Consider the following 15,586-nt stretch of genomic DNA (forward strand, 5'->3'; position numbering starts at 1 on the left):
TGTTTCAAAACAAGTATGATAAAGCCCTCGTTGTGTCCGTCAAGTAAAGAGTAGCAAAACACTATATATACATACAGTCTGAACGTGCTCTTTCAGATGTGACAACACAAGATATTGTGTCAGTTTACACGTAACTGCATACTGTAAGTTAAGTCATTACCTTCTAACACAGGCGACAAGATAACCTTATGACAACATACTTAGATTGCAACGCCACGACGCCAGTCTCTCCTGACGTGGCTGAGTTAGTTATGCATTTTATGGTTGAAGAGTATGGAAATTCAGGTAGCCGAACTCATGAGTTTGGATTAACTGCAAAAAAAGCTGTTGAACAAGCAAGAGAGCAGGTAAGCAAAGTTGTTGCTGCCGATAAGTCTGAAGTCTATTTTACAAGTGGTGCTACTGAAAGTAACAACATTGCTATTTTGGGTTTGTTGGATTTTGGTAATGAAGTAAATAAAAAACACATCATTACCTCACCAATTGAACATAAAGCTGTACTTGAACCAATCGCATATGCGGCGAAAAAAGGATTCGAGGTAACTTATTTACCTGTAGATGGATCTGGAATAATAAAATTAAAAGATCTAGAAGCAGCATTACGTCCTGACACGCTGTTAGTATCATTAATGCATATAAATAATGAAACTGGTTCTATTCAAAATCTAGAAGGTATTTGTGATGTATTAAAGGAACATAAGGCCTATTTACATGTCGATGCGGCGCAAAGCTTTGGTAAATACTCAGAGGCATTACAAAATCAACGTATAGATTTAATCAGTATTAGTGGTCATAAAGTATATGCGCCTAAAGGTATTGGAGCATTAATTGCAAGGCGTCGTGGCTACGAAAAAATACCGTTGACCCCAATTATGTATGGTGGTGGTCAAGAGAAGGGACTGAGACCAGGTACTCTTCCCGTATCATTAATTGCAGGCTTAGGCTTGGCTGCAGAAAATGCATATAAAAATGCGGAGAAATGGCGCTCTGCCTGTTTGATAATCAAAGAAGATATTCTTCGGTGTTTATCAGGCTTAGACTATGTTATCAACGGTGATAATAGTGCAGCGCATGTTTTAAATATTTCTATAAAAGGTCTCAATTCCGAAGCTGCTATGGTTGCGCTGAAAGGACTAATCGCTGTTTCGAATGGCTCTGCCTGTACTTCTCAAAGCTATTCCGCAAGCCATGTCTTAGAAGCTATGGGGCTCGATGATGAAAGAATCGATAGCGCAATTAGAATTTCTTGGTGTCATATGACTAAAGATATTCCTTTAATGGATATAAAGGAGAGGATTCGTGGGCTTCTTTAACCAACGGACTATAGCAGATGCTGCTCGTCAGGCTTTACTTTTTCTGGGTGGATCAGGCAGTTTGGAGGAAATTTATGAGCGGATTTGTCTCCATAGTCTATATAATTTTGGTGCTAAAGAACCAAAAACTGTTCTACGCATTACATTAGACAGACATTGCGCTAATAAAAGCTTAAGCGTAATGAATAGTAAAAAGATATTTATTAAGAGGAGCAATGGGGCATATTCCCTTATACAAGAGGAAGATAATAAAATTGTATCTGCTGAATACGTAATTAAAGATGACGAAGTTAATCTGTCTATAATAGAGATGAAAAAAATGGCAAAGCAGCAAAGAGATAAGGTAAAACAGGAAATTGCAGCTTGCTTAAGGAATTTGCCTCCAGAAAAATTTGAGAATTTTTGCCGCATCTTTTTGAAAAGATATGGTTTTTCGAAAATGGCTTTAACAAGCCGTGGAAGAGATGGTGGTATAGATATCTATGGGCTACTAAAAGTAGGGATTGCTAATATGAGGGTCGCTGTACAATGTAAAAGATATGCTTTAGATAATAAAGTAGGGCGGCCAGCTATTTCGGGTTTTCGTGGTGATATTACCGGAGAATACGAACAAGGAATTTTTATTACTACAAGCTCATTTACTAAGGAGGCTGAAGATATTTCCTTTAAACCTGGCTGTGTCCCAGTAATTTTAATTGATGGGGAGCAGCTTGCAGAATTTATGCTTGAGCGCCAAATTGGAGTGATTCAAGAGTCTATAGCTGTATATTCTTTTGAAGAAGATCTTCTTTGGAATGAGTCAGATTATTTGTATTTAACTCAACCACTCTAAACGGGTGCTGATTTTATATTTCCTGCTTTAATTTCGGCTTGTTTTGTTATGATAGCCCCGGATATCTTTATATTTAATTAGTTATGTAGATGTTTCGACTGTATTGATCATAAGTGAGAGTACCTCGGTCTCCTTATAAAAAAACGCCCCTCGGGCATCTCAACCTTCACTCCATTCTTCAACCCCTCCGCCTTATCAATCCGCCCCCTCCAAACTCCATCCTTGAAATACTGACTCGGCCAAATAACTTGGAGATCAAAGCCTATCGCCTCATTAATCAAACATTCTCCTTTAGACCAAAGGATGTTTAAAATTTGGTTTGTTCTTCAACGTTGGGTAAAATACGGTTATAAGCCCTTCATTACAGAAATAAACGCAACGGTGACTATTGAAGGAACAAAGTATGATTAAACGGATATTTTTAGTAGCAAGCTTAGCCATTCTGGCAGTGGTGGTATGGTGGTCTTTAAAACCAGTTGAGATTGTTGCAGTTCACGACCACAACACATTGTTGGTAAAAAATTTTCCGTTATTGAAAAGTCGGCAAATCGCCTGGTGGGAAGCCAACAAAGAGATGATAAAAGAGAAATACGGTATTTCTGTGCTGGATGAGGAAGGGTTCTATACCGTTTATTTTCAGGGGTTCGGGGAGGGTTACCGTGCCGACAGCGGTACGGATGAAGACTCAGACTTACTCTGTTTTGAGGATATGCCGGGTCCGGCAAATTGTATTGAAAAAGATCCTTTATTCAGTGTTTCTCATAGCCCGAATGTTGATATCTCATACGACTAATTCACTGCATAAAATTCTACCAGGATGAAAGCAGGGAGACATGAAAAAACTTCTCTTACCAGGCGCGGTGTTTCTGCTTACTGGCTGCCCCGGACCGATGGACCCTGTACGGGTTGAATTGCCTGCTCAGGTAACGTTGGTAAATAACAAAGTCTGTATTTTGGTTCCGGCAGAAGAAGGTGAGCGGATATTCTCCGTTCAGATAGGCAGTGAGGCCGAGCAGGAAATGCTCAAGACATTTGGTGATCCTGCTTCGCAGCCTCGAGCAGTGAAGGGGGAATGCCTCCCCACGTATGGTTTTGAGTTCAAGCGGGGCAACAGCTACGCAGCTTATTACAGTCTGGAAAAGACAACTATGGAGAAAGGGCGACTCTTTGCTGCAAGGTTCACTTTATCTCAAGACGCAGACGGCAGACTTAAAATCCTTCAGCAAAACCAACGCTGAACTTTTATAAAAAAGACGCCCCCTCCGGGCGTCTCAACCTTCACTCCTCAACCTCAACCCCTCCGCCGTATCAACACACTTCGCTCCACCATAACCCCGTCCTTGAAATATCGGCTCGGCCATATCACTGAAGGATGAACACCCACCGCCTCGGCAATTAAATATTCCCCTTTCGGCCACGGGCGGGTAAGCGCGTTGGCAAGCGTTGAAGAACCCAGCCCGGCAGCGCGTGAAAGCGCGGCGAGTGAAGTGCCCTTTTTGCGAAGCGCGGCGATGATGTCGGCCTGGTGCCAGTCGTTTGTCATGATTCCCTCCTGACGTTATTGCGTTAAACGTTACATTCTTAATTAAATGCTACGTTATTCGTAGTTTTGCTTTCAATGAGATTGTTACGTATTTCGTAGCTCTGTGACTGAAAGCAGAAAGCTATGAAACGCCGATGTAATGCCTTAAACAATTCATGCTACGTATAACGTAGTATCGTTGCGCTTAGAAAACTACGACTATCGTAGTCATGAGCGAATCGACTAACTACCCTCAAATTTTTTGTCTGCGTCTGAAATCGGCACGTGAGGCGAAAGGGCTATCTCAAAAGAAACTCGGCATACTCGCCGGGATAGATGAGTTCGTCGCGAGTACACGTATAAACCGTTACGAGAAAGGTGTGCATCAGGCGAGTATTGAAGTTGCACAGCAGCTAGCGGACGTTCTGAATGTTCCGCTTGCCTACTTTTATACTGAAGATGATGAGCTGGCCACGCTACTGCTTCACTGGAAACAGCTCGATCAGCAAACCAAAGACGCTATCTTCAAGCTCATTGTTCGCTAAATTAATGAGCACTAAGATTTGACGCGCTGTATTTCATGTTGCCTTGACCCTACGGCTATGCATTTTCCTTCAACCATACTGATGTAATAGTAAGAAGGCTCAGGCATTTCTTCTATCATCCAGGGAAGCTCTGTTGAGTAAGCAATAGCTGACGTGGCAATCATCCACACCGGTTCGCCTTCTAACGTTATGGCTGTGGCTTCCTGGAAATGCTCATCCCATCCTCTGCCACTCGTTTCCGCCCAAGACTTGGCTATGGCTAAGGCCTGTTGTTTCGTAATCATCTCTGCACCCCATACCACACGTTATACATCAATCCACCGACAACAACCGGCCCAAGAAGAATGCCAGCCGCTTCATGCCTCAACAAGGAAAAGGTAATCTCGTAAGTATTGCCTAGGGGAAATTTAAAGCCTTCAATAATATATTGGGCGCTCATACCTCTTGCGCGCATTAAACCAACCGTTTCTGCAAAAGCTTCCTCAAGGTAACGGAGCAGGTAAGACTTGTTGTATCCACTCTGTTTCAGGAATACGCGCAATTCACGTAACAAATAGAATTTTGGCGCTAGGGCCATATGTACCTGCTCATGATAAAGCGTGGTAAGCATCTTCAGATAAGCTTCATCTTTCGGCATAGCAGCAGGGTAGTAATTACGTCCGACAACCGCATCACCCCAGGGCTTAGTTGCCCCCTGATTGACATCTTTACGCTTGCTTATTTTTATCGTTGGGGTATATCGCCACCCTCCATTTTTCGGCAGGTTCATACGAGCCGCGATTGATTTACTGTAAGTAGGCATGGACACGCCTCGAAAAGGCTTCTTAAACGTGTCGTTTGGTTTCTTTTTAAGCAAAAGCGCGAGAAAAGTATTAACACCAATAAGCGTAATGGCTTCAGCAAGTTCACTGGCCGCAATATCGAGTTCTGCCTCTATATGCGCTTCATTCGTTTTGATGGCAAAGCTGTAGAGTTTTTGTCCTGCTTGCAGAGCTATTCCTCCCGTTGCCGCCCAGCCCACTATAAGCAAAATGAGATCAGCGATTTCGCCGATGCCAAAGAAATGGGCTCCTGCCCAAATAGTAATAACTGAAGCCATAACAGCCAGCGATTGCGGGGAGATAATAGCCAGTAGCTGCTGCCCAATGTCGGCTGGCAGTAAAGCTGCTGTTTTAGTGAGAACAACCCGAAGCCGTGCCTGTAAATCTAAATTTTGTACATCCATATAAATACCTTCCTGAAAGCCCTGAGAGCTCGCACCTTAAAAGGGATTAGTTTAGGTTAATTCTTTTGCAAGCCTTTTTCCAGACCTCTTCAATTACGCTTTTATGTAACCAGAATTACTAAGCTTTAAATTTTAACGCATACCTTAATAATTGATCCTGTATCCTCTTAATAACCTTTTCCATCGCCCACTATCCGGAACCCCGATATGACCAAAGCCGAAGCCGTCCGCACGCTAATAAAAAAGCACCTGTCGAAAATAGAAGGGAACGCGTCGCTTAGCACCAGAAAAATCGCCGTGTTGGCGAAGGAAGCTGAAGAGTATTTCGAATCGCTGGTAGTGGATTTAACCGGGTTTACCTTCTTTACCTGTTTCCCAGGTGAGGGCTCGGGTTCCTGCCGAACGCCATCGCGCCAGCCTGTATAAAACTGAATCATCACGAAGGCGCGTTATCCACTCTGCAATTACTGATTGAGCTCACAGAGGCCGGACGCAGGCTATTTGATTAACACGGTTTACCTGTGCAGCATTAACTTTTACGCAGCGTTATTATTCCATTGTGATATCATTCGCCTTCAGCTGTTTATGCATTTTCCACGCCAGGAAACACCGCCTGCCCATGCCTCTGAAACAACGTCGAATTTGCATCAGGTCAGCCGTTACCTCTGCAAAATTTCACACGTAAAGAATAAACAAAATAAACACAACGTAAATTAAGGAGGAAGTAAAAAATTATTTAAAATGCACGTTATGCACTTTTAACTGCATCATTAATAATCCCGATAATTTACCGCCTCGTCATAAGAAATCCTGCTTGCATAAATAACCGATAAAGATAATTTACCTGTTGCGCTAAAAAATAAACCCAGCCGGAGACCCCGCATGTCTGATTTCGTTATTCCAGAAATAAAAGCGTCTGAAGATGAAATGATTGCCATCCGTCATCATCTGCACGCTCACCCAGAATTAAGTCTGGAAGAGTTTCACACCAGCGAACTGGTCGCCGGTAAGCTTGAAGAGTGGGGCTATCAGGTCACCCGCGGCCTTGGCAAAACGGGCGTCGTCGGCTCGCTCAGTAAAGGCGCGGGCGGCAAGTCCATCGGTCTGCGTGCAGATATGGACGCGCTGCCGATATTCGAATCCACCAACCTGCCGTGGGCCAGCACGTCGCCTGGCAAAATGCACGCCTGCGGCCACGACGGCCACACCACCATCCTGCTGGCTGCCGCCAAATACATCGCGTCGCCTGCCTGTCAGTTTAACGGCACCGTGCACCTTATCTTCCAGCCTGCGGAAGAGGCCATCGGCGGGGCGGATCTCATGATCAAAGACGGCCTGTTCGAGCGCTTCCCGTGCGACTGCGTCTTCGGCCTGCACAATATGCCCGGCCTGCCGGTCGGCAAGTTCGGCTTCTATGCCGGCAATTTTATGGCCTCTGCGGATACGGTGAAGCTCACCGTGAACGGCTACGGCGGCCACGGCGCGCACCCGGACCGCACGGTAGACCCGATAGTCACCGGCGCGGCCATCATTATGGCGCTGCAAAGCATCGTCTCGCGCAACGTCACGCCGGGCGAGACGGCCATCGTCACCGTCGGCACCTTCCAGTCCGGCATCGCCTCGAACGTCATCCCGGAAAGCGCGGTCATGGAGCTCACGGTTCGCGCTATGAAGCCAGACGTGCGCAACCTGCTCATCAAACGCATCCAGGAAATCGCCGAGCTCACCGCCAAAAGCTATGGCGCGACGTGCGATGTGGAGGTGTACGACTCCTACCCGGTGCTGATTAACCGCGATGAAGAGACGGCGTACGCCCGCGCGCTGGCGGTGGAGGTGTTCGGCGCCGACGCGGTGCTGGATGAAATCCACCCCTCCACGGGAAGTGAAGATTTTGCCTTCATGCTGGAAAAACGCCCCGGCACTTATTTCCTGCTGGGCAATGGCGAAAAAGGGGAGAAGGGCGGCTGCATGGTCCACAACCCGGGCTACGACTTTAACGATGAAATCATCTCCACCGGCGCCTCCTTTTTCTCGCGCCTGGTTGAATCTTACTGCCGCTAATACAGGATGTTGCTATGAAAACGTTTATGCTGCCGCTGCTCGCGCTGTTAATCAGCGCGCCCACGCTTGCGAACAATATTAAAGAGATTCGTTTTGGGGTGGATCCAACCTTCGCGCCGTTTGAATCGAAAGATATCGACGGCAAGGTAATTGGTTTCGATGTCGATTTAGGCAACGCCATTTGCCAGAAGCTGCAGGCGAAATGCGTCTGGGTGGAAAATAACTTCGACGGTATTATTCCGGCGCTGAAGGCGCGTAAGTTCGACGCCATTCTCTCCGGCATGTACGTCACCGATAAGCGCAAAGAGCAAATTGATTTCTCCAACAAGCTTTATAACGGCCCGGTATTTTTAGTGGCGCGCAAGGGCGCGTTTACCGCGCCGGATGTGAAAGTATTGAAAGGCAAAACCATCGGCGTGGAGCAGGGCTCCGCCCAGGAAACCTACGCCAATAAATACTGGCGCAACGCGGGCGTGAACGTGGTGGCCTACCAGGGCGCAGACCGCGTGATTCAGGACCTGGAGTCCGGGCGTATCGACGGCGCCGTGCTCTCGGGCGTGATGGCGGAATACAGCTTCCTGAAAAAGCCGCAGGGGAAAGATTACGCATTCGTGGGCGGCGCGCTGCAGGATAACGACCTGTTCGGCGCGGGCGCGGCGATTGGCCTGCGTAAAGACGACGCCGCGCTTCGCGAGGCGATTAACGGCGCCATTGCCGAGATCCTGGCGGACGGCACCTATAAAAAGCTGGCCTCGCAATATTTCAGCTTCGATATTTACTCCGGCGCGTAATGACATCAGGCGGCCTTACGGGCCGCTTATTCCCCTCCCTGAATTGATGAATGTCCCTCTCCCTCCGCTTGCTTTACACTTCCCGTAACTGAATAAAAGGAATAACAGATGGCGGGTTACTGGAAAGATCTTCTCGACAGAGACAACAGCTGGCAGGGGCTGGAATTTACGATTCAGGATAACCCCGCCACGGGGCTCGCCATGGAGATGCTGAGCGGCTACTATGGTCGGATGGCGCTCACCGCCCACGGCACGCCGCTGTTCTGGGCCTCGGTGCTGGAAGACCACTCCGGCGTCTGGCTGGTGTTCAATAGTGATAACCCGTGCGCGCAGGCGCTGCTGCCGCCCGTGACGTCGGCGGATGTCGAAGCCATCAAAAAAGCGGGGCAGGAGGCCTGGCTTGTGCAGTGGTGCCGCTACTTCACGCAGCGCCTGATAGACTCCCCCGCCGCGCTGCTGCCCGCCCGGCGCTGGCTGCTGCGTCCGATGACGCAGGTGAAGCCCACCGCGCCTTATGTGGTGAACACCGCTTTGCCGCTGGCGCAGTGGCGTTTTAACTCGCCCGCCAGCAGCCAGCACATCTGGTGCGACTGGACGCTCTACGGCGAAGATTTTCCGGACCTGACCAAACCCGAAAAGGTGAAGCTCGTAGACTGGTGGTGGGGCGGCAACCTGCTGCTGGGGCGCTACGCCATTACGCCTGAAGCGGGGCGGCTGAAGTGGTGGCGCAAGAAGTGCCGCGAAGGGGCGCTGCCGCCGGTGCTGGTCTGGTATATCGCGGGCCTCGCGTCGTTCGTGGTGCTGGACGGCCATTACCGCTTGCAGGCGGCAATAGAAGAGGACATCCCGCCCGATTTCCTGGTGTTGAGCGAACTGGGCGAGCACAACTACCCGCTCGACCCGGAGCACGAGGCGCGCATCCTGCGCTCGCTCGAGATGCAGCAGCGTAAAAACCCGCAGTACAACCTCGACGGCATCAACCAGACGCTGATGAACCTCTACGACAACCGCTACTTCTACGCTCCCACCCACAGCCGCGCCATTTTAGGCAACGGCGAAGCCTGGGCGCGGGAAGTGACCGCCTACCTGCAAAAGCACAATCTTGCGAATGACTATCTGGAAAAGATTTTAACGCGGCAGGAATAAGCAAAAGCCAGCGCCGCTGGCTTTTGATGGTGGATTTGCTTCTCTTAAACCCGCTCCAGCCCCAGCATCCCTCTCGCCTGGATAAAGCAGAGCAGTAGTATCCCCCACAATGCCATGGTCAGGTACGGGCTGATGCCGAGGATGTTGAAACCGCTCTCAATGGTTTGCAGCAGAAACAGCGCCAGCACCATGCCGACGATGCGCCCGGTGCCGCCATCCGGGTTCACCCCGCCAAGCACCGCGGCGAGAATCGAAACCAGCAGGTAAGATTCGCCATACGACGCTTTCGCGGAGTTAAGCTTCGACATCATCAGAAACGCCGCCACGCAGCAGAGCAGGGCGGAGATGACGTAAACCCAAATCAGCACGCGGCGGGTGTTAATGCCCGAGTACCAGGTTGCGCGCTCGTTGGCGCCAATCAGGTAGATGGCGCGCCCGAGCGGGCTTTTCTCAAGGAGCACCCACAGCCCCAGCGCCACTACTGCGAACAGCCACATCGGCAGCGGGATGCCGAACCACTGCGCGCCGTTCAGCCACAGCACCCAGTCGGGGTAGTTGGCGATGGCGCTGCCGCCGGTTATCAGGATATTCACCCCCTTCAGCAGCGTCATCATCCCAAGCGTCGCCAGAATCGGCGATACGCGAATGCCGGCAATCAACACGCCGTTGCAAAGCCCAATGATCACCGCCGCGCCGGCGCCCGCCAGCAGCGTGGCGATGGCGGTGCCAACGCCCGGCGGATAGCTGGTGGCGACCCACGCCATCACCAGCGAGCAGGCGTTGGCCGTGGCGATAATCGACAGGTTAATGCCGCCGCACAGCATGGTCACCGCCATGGCCAGCGCCAGAATGCCCAGCACCGGCATCTGCGAGGCGATGGACTGAAAGTTGCTGGCGGACCAGAAAACATCCGGCATGGTGATGCTGAAGGCAATCACCACCAGCACCAGCAGGCCAATCAGGTAAGTTTCAACGTTATTACGCCACGATCGCTTCATAACAGGCTCCGGTTCTGATGCTGGCTCCATGCGGTGGCGCTGATGCTAAAGACGATGATCGCGCCGGTAATCAGCGTCTGCCAGTAGGAAGAGACGCCAAGCAGGTTGAGGCCGTTCTGCATCACGGCGAGCAGCACCACCCCCAGCAGCGTGCCGGTGAGGGTGCCGCGCCCGCCAATCAGGCTGGTGCCGCCGAGCACCACCGCCGCCAGCACCGTCAGCTCATAGCCGAGCAGCGAATCGGGCGCCACGGTCATCACCGTCCACGACTGCACCACCCCGGCCGCGCCGGACATTAGCCCCATGTAGCCGTAAACGAAGAGCTGCAGCTTCAGCACGCTAAAGCCGATGCGGCTCGCGGACTCCCGGTTGCCGCCCATGGCGTAAATCTGGCGGCCCACGGCGGTGAAGTTCATGATAAAGGCGGTCAGCAGCACCACCGCAATCATGGCGATAAGCGGCAACCCCAGCCCGTAGTCGTAGCCGTCCGCGTCGGTGAACTTAAACAGCATGATCCCCTGCTCAAACCAGGGCGGGAAGTCATACAGCCACACCCCTTTGCTGAACCACAGCAGCAGCCCGTAAAAGATGTTCAGCGTCGAGATGGTGATGATGATGGAAGGCACCCGCAGGCGGTTCACCAGCAGCGCGTTGATAAGCCCGAGCAGCACGCCAATACCGCCCGCTATCACAAACGCCACGGCGAAGTTGCCGCCAATCTTCTGCAACAGCAGCACCATGCCGTACTGGGCGATGATAGTCATGGCGGGGAAGGAGATGTCGATGCCGCCGGAAATGAGCACCACAAACAGCCCGCACGCCAGGATGGTCAGCATCGCGTAGTTATTAACCAGATCATAAAGGTTGCCGAAGGTCAGAAACTCATCGGTGCGCCAGGCGAGCGCGGCGAACAGGATGACGATAAGCAACGCCAGCCAGACTTCATGCCTTTTTCTCAGTTCAGCCATTCACCACCCCGGCAATCTGCTCCTGTGAACTCTGGTCCGGCAGGAAGCTGTGGGTAATACGCCCCTTCTGCATCACCAGAATGCGGTGGCTCTGATACCACGCTTCGTCAATCTCATCGCAAATCATCAGCACCGCGATGCCGTGCGAGGCCAGGTCGCTGATGATGTGATAAATCCCCGCCTTGTTGGCGATATCCACCCCCACGGTGGGGCTGTCGAGAATAAGCAGTTTCGGCGTGATGGCGAGCCATTTGGCGATGGAAACGCGCTGGGCGTTGCCGCCGGAAAGGGTGTTGACGGGCAGCCCGGTGTCCGACGTTTTGATGGTCAGCGCCTTCACCAGCCTGTCCACCAGTGCGCGGGTTCTGGACTCGCTGATAAGCCCGAACGCGCCTTTTACCTGGTGAAACACGGTGCTGATGACGTTGTTCTCAATCGACTGGCTCATCACCAGCCCGCGCGACATGCGGTCTTCCGACACGTAGCCGATGCCGTGGCGGATGGCGTCCTGGTTGTTGTGAAAGCGCACCGGGTGGCCGTTAATCAGGATCTCGCCGCTGTCGGGCTTCGTCATGCCGAACAGGCTCAGGCAAAGCTCGGTGCGCCCCGCGCCCAGCAGCCCGACGATGGAGACCACTTCCCCCGCCTCGACCTTCAGCGACACATCTTCATACTCGCCGCGGCGGCTTAAGTTGCGCACCTCCAGCACCGGCGTGCTCTGCGCGCCCTGGCGCAGCTCGCGCACCTGGTATTCAAACTCCATGCCGGTCATCAGGAAGCCCAGGCGTTTGGTGGTTATTTCGCTCGCCTGCCAGGTGCCGACCAGGTTGCCGTCTTTCAGCACCGAGATGCGGTCTGACACCGCCATCACCTCTTCAAGGCGATGGCTGACGAACACCACGCAGATGCCGCGCTCGCGAAGCTGGCGCACCACGTGCAGCAAGCCTTCCACCTCCTGGTGGGTGAGCGAGGCGGTGGGCTCGTCCATGATGATAAGCCGTGCGTCCTGCGCCAGCGCCCGGCAGATGGCGACCAGCTGACAGCGGGCGATGGACAACGACTCCACCGGCGCATCCAGCGGCAGATGCACATTGATGCTCGCCATCGCCTGTTGCGCCGTCTGGCGAAGCTGGCGGCGCTTCACCAGCACGCCGTGGTGATAATGGTTAATGGCGATGTTTTCCCAGACGCTTAAGTTCGGGAACAGCGATAAGTCCTGGTAAATCACCTGAATGCCCTGCGCGACAGAGGCCGCCGGGTGCAGGCGCGGCCAGCTTTTGCCGCCAAGCGTTATCTGCGCGCCGTTATCCGGCTGGTAAACGCCGGAGATAATCTTAATCAGCGTCGATTTTCCGCAGCCGTTCTGCCCCGCCAGGCAATGCACCTCGCCCGGCATAAAGTCGAGCGAGACATCGTTAAGGGCGCGGGTGCCGTGAAAGGTTTTGCTGACGTGACGAAGGGAAAGGAAAGGTTCCATGGCATCCCCTGGTGTTAGCGCGGGGCGGTCGCCCGCCCCGAAAATGGATTAATAGAGTGAATCAATATTATCTTTGTTAACCAGCAGCACCTTGTGGAAGCGAATGATGCGCTTGTCGGTATCCACGTCCGCTTTGCCGAGGTTTTTCAGCTCAAAGCCGGGCTTGATCTCTTCGCCTTTAAACAGCGTGCTGGCCACGGCGGTGAGCGCGTAGCCCGCGGTCGCCGGGTCGTACGTAATGCCTTCGGTGATGTCGCCGCTCTTGATTAACGACGCCGCCTGCGACGGGATCATCATGCCGTAAACCGCCACTTTGTTTTTGGCGCGCTTCTCTTTCACAGCGCGGCCGGCGCCAATCGGGCCGTTAGAGCCGAAGGAGACCACGGCTTTCAGGTCCGGGTAGGTTTTCATCATGTCGAGGGTGGTGCGGCGCGAGTCGTCCACGCTTTCCGCCACCGGCATGCGTTTGGTGACTTCGTGCATCTGCGGGTATTTTTCTTTCTGGTATTTCACCAGCAGGTCGGCCCACAGGTTGTGCTGCGGCACCGTCAGGCTGCCGACGTAAATCACATAGCCGCCTTTGCCGCCCATGCGCTTCGCCATGTGTTCCACATACTCGGCGGCGAACTTCTCGTTATCGATGATTTCCACATCCCAGTTGGCGCTCGGCTGGCCGGGAGATTCATTAGTCAGCACCACGATGCCCGCGTCCCGCGCTTTCTTAAAGACCGGTTCGAGCACGTTGGCGTCGTTCGGCACGATGGTGATGGCGTTGACCTTGCGGGCAATCAGGTCTTCGATAATTTTCACCTGCTGCGGGGCGTCGGTGCTGGCGGGGCCGACCTGCGAGGCGTTGACGTTAAACTCTTTGCCCGCTTCAACCACGCCTTCGCCCATGCGGTTAAACCAGGGCATGCCGTCCACTTTGGAGATATTCACCACCGTTTTTTGCGCCGCGTTTTCCGCTGCATAAAGAGGCGCAGAGGCAAACGCAATGCCGAGTAATAAAGAGGAAACCGTGTTCACAACCAAACGTTTATTCATGGCGTTGCCTCGTGATTTATCAGGGAGCAGAGGTGCGGGGGGAAATAACGTCCCGCTTCCAGGGGTATCTATAAGATTTTTTTAATGAATATATTTGAGAGTAAACAGGCCGCTATAACAGAGATAGTTAATAAGCTGCTACAGATATGGATAAAAAACCTGTTTTCCCCGTTTGTGACTGGATTCACATGGGGTTGTGCAACGGCTTATCGATAAGACATGAAAATGCATGATGGCATTTTTTATAAAATGGATTACGCCGCAAAAATAAAGGCGAAAAGGATTTACTTAATTCCTTTTCGCCTCGCGTAATGCAGTCAGAAAAATAAAACGGCGCAGGGTAACGCTATTTTTACATGCCCGCCATGCGCAGCAGCAGCGGTATTTGCGACAGCAGATAAAGCATCAGCCCTATCGCGCCGCCGACCAGCGTGCCGTTGATGCGGATAAACTGGAGATCTTTACCGATATTCAGTTCGATTTGCTGCGACATATCCCGCGCATCCCAGCTTTTTACCGTGTCGCTGATATGGCGCGTGAGGAACGCGGCGAATTCCGGCGCGACGTTGGTGGCGGCCCGCTCAAGGTGTTCGTTCAGCGAAGCGCGAAGCGTGGCGTCGTTCACCAGCGTTTCACCGAACCACTGGCCGGCGTCGGCGATGCGCTGGCGGGTGCGCGAGTCTTCGCTGTGCATATCCGCCCTCAGCCAGTTTCGCAGGTCCCCCCACAATTCGCCCAGATAACGGTTAAACGCCTCGTCTTCTTTCAGGTAGCTTTTAATGCTTTCCGCGCGCGCCGCCATCTCCGGGTCGCTTTTCAGCTTGTTGATAAACTTCAGGGTGGCGCGGTCAAACGCCTGGCGCAGCTGGTGGGCCTGATCCTGGCTGATGTCGTCGAGCATGGAGTTTACCGCGCTCGATACCAGTTCGGCGCTGTGTTCGCCCAGCCACTCGGTAGGCAGAATTTTGGATTTACGCGGATGCTCGGTCTTAAGCCAGTGCACAATCTGGCGGGCGATAAATTCACGCGAGCTCTCTTTCTGAATCAGCTTGATGAGTTGCGCGATAATTGCATCCAGCAGCACCTGGTGACGGTTATTCTTCGTCAGGCTCTCCAGCACCAGCGCGCTCGAGTGGGTGAGGTCCACTTTATCAATCGCCTTGTGCACCGCCCGACGCAACAACCCCTGGATGCGGCTGTCGTCAGTCAGCTCAAGAAAACCGCTCATCACCTGCAACAGCTGCTGCCCCACTCGCCGGGCGTTATCCGGCTGGCTGAGCCAGGCGCCGATAATGTTCGCCGGCTCGTGGCGGCGGATAAGGGCTATCAGCGACTGGGTATCGAGAAACTTCTCCTGCACGAAGCGCCCGAGGTTGTCGCCAATGCGGTCTTTATTGCGTGGGATGATAGCGGTATGGCGAGAGATAAACGGCAGCGGCACGCGGCGAAACAGCGCCACCACCGCGAACCAGTCCGCCAGCGCGCCGACCATCGCCGCTTCCGAAATTGCCTTCAGGCCGCTCACCCAGAAGTTTGGCGGCAGAAAGAGGGTCGTGATAAAGGTCGCTATCGCGACCAGCAGCAGCGAAAGCGCCAGGCGCTTGGTGCGTTTGAGTTCAGCTAATTTTTCCATGGGGTAAGCATAGAGGCGAAGGGGGGGATGG

At 52.5% G+C, this 15,586-nt stretch carries 18 protein-coding genes; 10 read left to right on the forward strand and 8 right to left on the reverse strand.

Features of this window, described 5'->3' with window-relative positions:
- Positions 1-188 precede the first annotated feature (188 nt).
- The 5 genes from dndA to MT962_RS13025 all read left to right on the forward strand — a co-directional run bounded on the left by dndA (position 189) and on the right by MT962_RS13025 (position 3,383).
- On the forward strand, positions 189-1,313 hold the full coding sequence (gene dndA, locus MT962_RS13005) for a cysteine desulfurase DndA (protein WP_247365809.1): 1,125 nt from the start codon (positions 189-191) through the stop codon (positions 1,311-1,313).
- The gene (locus MT962_RS13010; protein WP_247365810.1) at positions 1,300-2,145 is read left to right on the forward strand and encodes a restriction endonuclease; all 846 of its coding nucleotides are present in this window, start codon (positions 1,300-1,302) and stop codon (positions 2,143-2,145) included. The genes dndA and MT962_RS13010 overlap by 14 nt, the downstream gene beginning before the upstream one ends.
- A 303-nt stretch (positions 2,146-2,448) precedes the next feature.
- Entirely contained in the window at positions 2,449-2,556 is a 108-nt protein-coding gene (locus tag MT962_RS13015; protein ID WP_247365811.1) for a DUF3289 family protein, read from the forward strand.
- Positions 2,549-2,938: a DUF943 family protein gene (locus tag MT962_RS13020; RefSeq protein WP_247365812.1), complete on the forward strand. Its 390-nt coding sequence runs from the start codon at positions 2,549-2,551 to the stop codon at positions 2,936-2,938. Before MT962_RS13015 ends, MT962_RS13020 begins: the two co-directional genes overlap by 8 nt.
- A 40-nt stretch (positions 2,939-2,978) precedes the next feature.
- Entirely contained in the window at positions 2,979-3,383 is a 405-nt protein-coding gene (locus MT962_RS13025; protein ID WP_247365815.1) for a putative T6SS immunity periplasmic lipoprotein, read from the forward strand.
- 53 nt (positions 3,384-3,436) lie between these two features.
- Here MT962_RS13025 and MT962_RS13030 read toward each other — a convergent pair whose 3' ends face one another.
- On the reverse strand, positions 3,437-3,688 hold the full coding sequence (locus MT962_RS13030; protein ID WP_028019940.1) for a helix-turn-helix transcriptional regulator: 252 nt from the start codon (positions 3,686-3,688) through the stop codon (positions 3,437-3,439).
- A gap of 209 nt (positions 3,689-3,897) precedes the next feature.
- On the opposite strand from MT962_RS13030, the gene MT962_RS13035 reads away from it, so the two are divergent.
- Complete coding sequence (locus MT962_RS13035; RefSeq protein WP_247365817.1) at positions 3,898-4,212, forward strand: helix-turn-helix transcriptional regulator; 315 nt, start codon at positions 3,898-3,900, stop codon at positions 4,210-4,212.
- 11 nt (positions 4,213-4,223) lie between these two features.
- On the opposite strand, the gene MT962_RS13040 is transcribed toward MT962_RS13035, so the two are convergent.
- Together MT962_RS13040 and MT962_RS13045 are read right to left on the reverse strand one after the other, a co-directional pair.
- On the reverse strand, positions 4,224-4,496 hold the full coding sequence (locus tag MT962_RS13040; protein WP_247365819.1) for a hypothetical protein: 273 nt from the start codon (positions 4,494-4,496) through the stop codon (positions 4,224-4,226).
- Positions 4,493-5,437 (reverse strand): hypothetical protein, encoded by a 945-nt coding sequence (locus tag MT962_RS13045; RefSeq protein ID WP_247365821.1) that lies wholly within the window; start codon positions 5,435-5,437, stop codon positions 4,493-4,495. Before MT962_RS13045 ends, MT962_RS13040 begins: the two co-directional genes overlap by 4 nt.
- Before the next feature lie 207 nt (positions 5,438-5,644).
- Here MT962_RS13045 and MT962_RS13050 point away from each other — a divergent pair, with 207 nt between their 5' ends.
- The 4 genes from MT962_RS13050 to MT962_RS13065 all read left to right on the forward strand — a co-directional run bounded on the left by MT962_RS13050 (position 5,645) and on the right by MT962_RS13065 (position 9,435).
- Positions 5,645-5,863 carry a hypothetical protein gene (locus tag MT962_RS13050; protein WP_247365823.1) on the forward strand — a complete coding sequence of 73 codons (219 nt, stop codon included), beginning with the start codon at positions 5,645-5,647 and terminating at the stop codon, positions 5,861-5,863.
- 456 nt (positions 5,864-6,319) lie between these two features.
- Positions 6,320-7,498 carry a M20 aminoacylase family protein gene (locus MT962_RS13055; protein ID WP_247365824.1) on the forward strand — a complete coding sequence of 393 codons (1,179 nt, stop codon included), beginning with the start codon at positions 6,320-6,322 and terminating at the stop codon, positions 7,496-7,498.
- A gap of 14 nt (positions 7,499-7,512) precedes the next feature.
- Positions 7,513-8,289: an ABC transporter substrate-binding protein gene (locus MT962_RS13060; RefSeq protein ID WP_024559729.1), complete on the forward strand. Its 777-nt coding sequence runs from the start codon at positions 7,513-7,515 to the stop codon at positions 8,287-8,289.
- 108 nt (positions 8,290-8,397) lie between these two features.
- Complete coding sequence (locus MT962_RS13065) at positions 8,398-9,435, forward strand: hypothetical protein (protein ID WP_247365827.1); 1,038 nt, start codon at positions 8,398-8,400, stop codon at positions 9,433-9,435.
- 44 nt (positions 9,436-9,479) lie between these two features.
- On the opposite strand, the gene MT962_RS13070 is transcribed toward MT962_RS13065, so the two are convergent.
- The 5 genes from MT962_RS13070 to MT962_RS13090 form a co-directional block, all read right to left on the reverse strand.
- The gene (locus tag MT962_RS13070; RefSeq protein ID WP_024556538.1) at positions 9,480-10,433 is read right to left on the reverse strand and encodes an ABC transporter permease; all 954 of its coding nucleotides are present in this window, start codon (positions 10,431-10,433) and stop codon (positions 9,480-9,482) included.
- Positions 10,430-11,401 (reverse strand): ABC transporter permease, encoded by a 972-nt coding sequence (locus MT962_RS13075; protein ID WP_024556537.1) that lies wholly within the window; start codon positions 11,399-11,401, stop codon positions 10,430-10,432. The genes MT962_RS13070 and MT962_RS13075 overlap by 4 nt, the downstream gene beginning before the upstream one ends.
- Positions 11,394-12,878: a sugar ABC transporter ATP-binding protein gene (locus tag MT962_RS13080; protein ID WP_024556536.1), complete on the reverse strand. Its 1,485-nt coding sequence runs from the start codon at positions 12,876-12,878 to the stop codon at positions 11,394-11,396. Before MT962_RS13080 ends, MT962_RS13075 begins: the two co-directional genes overlap by 8 nt.
- A 48-nt stretch (positions 12,879-12,926) precedes the next feature.
- The gene (locus MT962_RS13085; RefSeq protein ID WP_029591329.1) at positions 12,927-13,922 is read right to left on the reverse strand and encodes an autoinducer 2 ABC transporter substrate-binding protein; all 996 of its coding nucleotides are present in this window, start codon (positions 13,920-13,922) and stop codon (positions 12,927-12,929) included.
- A gap of 352 nt (positions 13,923-14,274) precedes the next feature.
- Positions 14,275-15,555: a DUF445 domain-containing protein gene (locus MT962_RS13090; RefSeq protein WP_024556534.1), complete on the reverse strand. Its 1,281-nt coding sequence runs from the start codon at positions 15,553-15,555 to the stop codon at positions 14,275-14,277.
- Positions 15,556-15,586: the final 31 nt, after the last annotated feature.

The organism is Franconibacter sp. IITDAS19 (assembly GCF_023079515.1).
Taxonomy (GTDB): Bacteria; Pseudomonadota; Gammaproteobacteria; order Enterobacterales; family Enterobacteriaceae; genus Franconibacter; species Franconibacter pulveris.